This is a genomic window from Aminobacter sp. P4_D5 (assembly GCF_056401815.1).
This window is the reverse complement of the sequence record NZ_JBFUIP010000259.1, coordinates 1-5,554: the sequence shown is the minus strand read 5'-3', so window position 1 is coordinate 5,554 and position 5,554 is coordinate 1. Positions and strand designations below refer to the sequence as shown.

Genomic DNA, 5,554 nt, shown 5'->3' with positions numbered 1-5,554 from the left:
GTGTCAGAAAGACACGCTGAGTCGAAGTGACTGTTGGCCTTACAAGGGTAGGTTGAATCTCTGGAGGGGAAATAAAATCGGGAGAAGTCTCGTCATCAATGTCATAGATATTTGAAATGCTCTGAGGGAGTGTGCTTGATTTCAAAAAGACAAAAGGTCCAGTCTTCGTATCTCGCACAAGTCCAGCAAATTTCCCATTTTCTTTCAGTATATCTAGGGCTGAGTCTGTCCGGTCCCTTGGAAATCCGATCGTGATAAGTGCGTTTCTATCAACGTCGTCTTTAGGGAATTTAGAACCGTCGTATTTAGTGTAAAATTGATTGAGCAAGGCAGGCTTAAGTGCAGCTTCAACCTTAGTCGTGTCGTCATCATTCTCGGTAGTGGGCGCACTATTCGCCTGCCAAGCTCTGTAAGTGCAATTTCCTTGGCGTTGTAGGCGCCTGTGGTCAGACCATAGGCCACAGCCGATCCCGTGATCGTTCTCCATCCACTGCTTGCGAGGCTGTAGTCTAGCGCAATCGCTAGGTTGTGTGGCTCGCTCTTGCCGGCGAAATTCCCAGAGACCTTGTGCAATCGTCAAAGCTTTCTTCAGGGAGTGCGTCGGAACTACTCCTTGGCTTATGACAATTCTATCCTTTTTCACAGGTTGGGTTGCATCTCCTTTTTTCGCAGTAGACTTGGCATCCATTCTTTCTCACCACCTCCGCTCAGTTCTTCTAATGATCGCTCACGTCGTTCGTGACCCGTCAACAATTTCTGTGTGTGATAGTCAGTTGTGCACAAGTAAAAGAGGCGCGGTGCTAACCGCGCCCCTTAATGTCGAGGGATCTGTATGGGGTAAGAGGTGGAGCGACCAGGGAGTGGTGGTGTCAGCGACCCGATAGAATGCCTCAACGCGTTTGTAACTTATTGATTTCAAATGGATTTGATAAAGAGAATGCCTCTGGGAGGGGCGATAAAACCCAATGGTTTGCCTCAGCGGGAACCTATCAAAATGCCTCAACGACATAAGGGCAAAAGAAAACCCGGCGAAAGCCGGGTCGTAGGCGACAATGGTAGCTCGTTCAGAATGTGGGGAGCGACGAGCGAAGGTAGAAACTTGCACCGATCAGATCTCGGTCCATGGCCAAGGGGATTGAAACCAGCTCCTTTTTCAGGCGGTTGAAGTGGATGCCGGTTTCCTCTGACAACCCCATGAGGGAAACGTAGTCCTGTTTGAAGGTGGCCATGTCAGCTGGATCAATCACTGTTTGCGGACACCGATTGACCGGGTTGATCTCGACTCGACTGGGCAGATAGCCGTGGACGACAAGCGCCTTCAACACATTCGTTGTAACGCCCAAGGATTTTTCGGCCTGCCGAAGCGAGAGGCCCCGGTTATCCCCCAGGCGAACCAGCGAACGCACCTCAGCCAAATCGACCATTGCTGACATGAACCCCCGCTCTGACGTCAAGGTACGGACTCGCTGCAGCTTCTTGTCCATGATGAGATCCACGATCTCCATCAGTCCGCAACAAGCGCGCTTCCTCGCTTCCAGAATGCTGACGAAACCCTCCTCGCTGGGACCAAGGGCAGGGGCATCTGAAAACAGCCTTTCGAGGAAGGAATTCAGCTGCTCCTTCTCGAAGGCGTACTGCGTCAGGGTGTTCCGATCCGCATCTACCAGCGGAACGATGTATCGACTCGCCAACAATGAGACGTCGTGTGGCCGCGGAACGTTCAGATAATTGGCAGCGTCTTTGAACGTCAACGCGTTGACAACTCGCCCGATAAACTCATGCGCGTTCCGTGCGTCGAACAAGGCATGATCGTCCACGAGGGAGTTCGCCTCGTCGCTGAGGTGGCCAGCTAGGTGCAGGAGCTTTCGAAGTCTCTTGGGATGGGCACCATATTCGATCGCAGCAGTATGAACAGAATGGACCTTCCGTTCGCTGATCGGCCGCCCAAACAGGTCGTCACCTGGTCCGATCGGCATGGTGTCGACGCAGTGTCGTACGACGATGTCACGGAGAGGATCGTAGGCCTCGGCCTCGGACTCGTGCGCCAACCATTCATAGATGCGATAGAAAGCTGACTTGGGTCCGGCACCCCTTTTGAGCGGGCCTTGCCGCGTTTGCAACTCGGCAAGAAGCTCTCGGATGCCAGATTCACCTTGGGACGCAATCTCGTAACCGCGGCCGCCAGCCTCGTAGAACTGGTCGTCAGTAAGATCGCGAAGACGTACCCTGACGCCATGAATGTCCACGACCCCCAGCATCTCACAAATTTTGCCTACTGCGTCGAAAYGGAAGCTATCCAACCAATTTGAGCCACGATCCCTGTCAGCGGCTAGGCGTGAGAGCAGGTAATCCTCCAGCTTCGAAGGCCTTCGCTGGACGGCGCTTTCACCACGCGATGTTAGCGTTGATAGCATTGGAGTGAGCAGTTTCGTGAAGTCGTGAATAGCGTGAGGATCCAAGTCGCGGGTGACTTCGATGAAGGCTTCGTCGTGATGCGCACAGGTCCGAATATGACCAATCAGCCAAATTGCCCTCTGATATGGTCTGGCGGCCTCCTCACAATTGAAACGTTCCAGGTCGTCTGAGAGGCAGGCGGGGCACACCCGAACCCGCCCCCTCAGCAAGCCATTGCGATTGATGGTCTCTCCGTTGAACTCATAGAGGCGTGCTTCAGTCCGACGGAACGTCGAATGGGTCAGCATTTCAGGGTCAATGCGCCCGCAATGCGCCAGCTTGGCCAAAGCGTCGGGTTCGCCGTCGACCACCTCTTGGAATGTGAAGCCCATATCCAGGCAGAAGTCGCGCGCACAGCACCCATTGATAAAGGCAATACGGGAGGCGAAGCTGGTTGGTAGCTCTCCAATGCCGAGCGGCACCGTCATGTTGGCTGGAAGTTGCATCATTGGTTTTTCTTATCCCTCACCTTCTTTTCGGTAGCTTGCTCCTCGACCACTCGTTCGTCCCATTGGCTGTCCTGAAGAGCCATCGACACGTCGATCAGGTGCCACTGTTCCGAAGTGAAAACATTGCGGTCGCGAGCGCACCCAGATCTTGCTTCGTAGGCCGTGGCGAAGTGGTCGAGCTTGACCACCGCGCTGCCCTCAAGAAAGGCCTCCTCGATGGCATCCTGAACAAACTCGACGGTCGTACCGAATTGCCCTTCGGCCGCATGGATCAAGCGGGCCAAGAATGAGTCATCCAGCGACGGTTTCAGCCTAAGACTGGCCGCCTTTTCCACGATTGAACTCACTGTGTTCCTGACCAGCTTTGCATCGTCGGCCAGGGTGAGATCGCCGAAAAGGACGAAACGGCTACGCCGCTTCAGCTGGGTGTCACCCTCAATGAAGCTTGCAAAGGATGGCTTTCCCGAAAGGATCAGCCAGACTGGCCACGTAACCTGCTGCAGAAGCGCCTTCAGCGTATCGCGGACCTTCTGGAGTTCGGTCCTGTTGGCGTTCTCTACCGCATGTTGAACTTCGTCGATGTGCACATAGCGAACACCGCAAATTTGTAGCCGCTGGCGAACCATGTCCCAAACGACGTTTTCCTTCAGATCTCTCTGCAGATCGTAGCCAAGCGCTTTTAGCAAGGCATTGCCCAACTGCTTCAGCGTGCATGGAGAAGGGGCCTTCACCGAGATGAGTTGCGAGTTCTCCAGGCCACAGGCTGCTCCCCAAACGTCTTCGCGCTTGCGGAACAAACGCTCAAGAGCACGGGTCTTGCCTGCGCCAGGTTTGCCCATGACCGCAAGAATTCTGCCTTCGGCAAGTCTGCCCACGCGAGCTCGGTGATCGAGGTCGAACGAGATGCTCATGCGACAGCTTTCGATCAGCCTGTCGAGCTCATCCTCAAGCGTCATGTCGCGCTTGTGGCCAATGTACACTCCGAGCACACGCTTCATGATTTCCGATCGAGAAGCGTGATCAAGATTTACGGTCGAACCAATAATGTCGGGCAATCAAATCTCCATAAACATATCGTCGTCGCCGATGTCGGCGTCGGGGGTGTCAGGGGGCAAATCGTCGGCGGTGGTCTTGGCGTCGACGATGTCGGCGTCGCCATGGCGGGCGTCCTCGACGTTACCGACGATCACACCAGGCCTTTCGTTGCCGACGTCCCCATCAGTGAAGAGGAAGTCGCGATCATCAGCCTCGATGGCTTCMGATCGAGTGGCGGCTTCACCCCAACGGGAGAGTTTTGTGACCTCGTATGACGAATAGGTGAGAGATCTAATGCCCGCCCTTTCAGTCGCAGCGTCGGAAAACCTGCGAATTTCCGCGATTGCCTTCAACCGGACGTCGTGGCTTGCCTTCGCCTGATCGGCATACTCACGCTTGATCTTCCCTTCGCTCAGAACCCATTCCCGGAGCCCCACGCCATCCATACCTGGCTGTTTGCAGGGGACGGTGAGCCACTCCTTTTCTGTGCGAACAGAGACATAGCCGAGGTCCTGTTGGTCGACCCGAACGATCACTGGCTTGTATCGTGTTTGCCTACGAAGCTGCTGAAGCTTTGAATCCTGGTAGGTGAGACCAAAAAGGCTGACCCCGTCTTTCTGGATGGATGCCTCGATCGTCGTGCCGAAGATTGAACGGGCGATATCTTCGTCAAGGGTGTCTTCCGTTCCAAACTGACGGTTCAGTCTGATCCAGGCATTGCGAGGTGTTTCGCCACCAAGGCCCCGATGTGGCGTGTTGTGGTAGACATCCACAACGTAGCGCACGAGCATTCGGTAGAGTTCTTCGGCGTCGATGTTCGCCATTTCGTCAGCGTCGTAGTCGCCTTTCGCTACGACGTTCTCGAACGTTCGACCATGAAATCTTGCAACTAGTTGCTGATGAAAGGTCGAGAAAAGGCGCTCGATACGGCCGCGCATTTGCGGCATGCCAGCAGGCGGGAACATGATCTCGATTTGAAGTTCAGCACAGGCTGCCCGAAATTCGTGGCTGACATATGCCGATCCCGTATCCGTACAGATGGTTTCGATCCGTCGGCTACCCATATCCCATGAAGTCTGGCATCCAGCTGCCGCGGCGAGATCGGACTTGTCCGTGACTACCTGAMGAAGGGTATTGACGGCTGCTTCAGAGGAGGGGGATCCGTCCAGCAAGTACAGACCCACAATGCAGCGAGTGGCACAGTCAATCGCTGCGGAGACCCATAGGCGTGTTTTCTCCGCCTTCAGCCGCTCCTGCTTGGACAGATGCCTCCAGATTCGTGCGTCTTGCAGGAGCGTCCGCAATGAAACATTCCACTCGTCCATCTCGATGCGCTCAAGTGGTCGGGTGACGCCAAGGCCACCGTTCACAATGTAGAATTCTTTCTTGGCTTTCTCGATGCCTTCGCGAGCGGCCATCACTCGGAAGTCGTCGAGCTTGAAGATCTCCCTGGAAAGAGTCCGAACGCTGGGCATGGAAAGCGGAGGCATTCCTTCGGCTGCGCGCGTTTGATTCAGCGACTGAAGTTCAATTTCCAATTCTTGATAAACCCATGCCTTCGTGGGCTGCCTCGGATCCGCGTACCGTTCAGCAACGACCTTCAGAAGGTCGTAGAT

The 5,554-nt window shown here is 54.8% G+C and carries 4 protein-coding genes; all 4 read right to left on the bottom strand.

Features of this window, described 5'->3' with window-relative positions; translation table 11 throughout:
- Positions 1–688 (bottom strand): hypothetical protein (locus tag AC1DWF_RS29825; protein ID WP_476842410.1); only part of this gene is annotated, 688 nt, incomplete at its 3' end.
- A 376-nt stretch (positions 689–1,064) separates the two neighbouring features.
- Positions 1,065–2,903 (bottom strand): TniQ family protein, encoded by a 1,839-nt coding sequence (locus tag AC1DWF_RS29820; protein WP_476842409.1) that lies wholly within the window; start codon positions 2,901–2,903, stop codon positions 1,065–1,067.
- Positions 2,900–3,958, bottom strand: a complete 1,059-nt coding sequence (locus AC1DWF_RS29815; protein WP_476786482.1) for an ATP-binding protein — start codon at positions 3,956–3,958, stop codon at positions 2,900–2,902. Before AC1DWF_RS29815 ends, AC1DWF_RS29820 begins: the two co-directional genes overlap by 4 nt.
- Positions 3,959–5,554, bottom strand: a 1,596-nt coding sequence (locus AC1DWF_RS29810; RefSeq protein WP_476842408.1) for a Mu transposase C-terminal domain-containing protein, incomplete at its 5' end; no start/stop codon positions are given.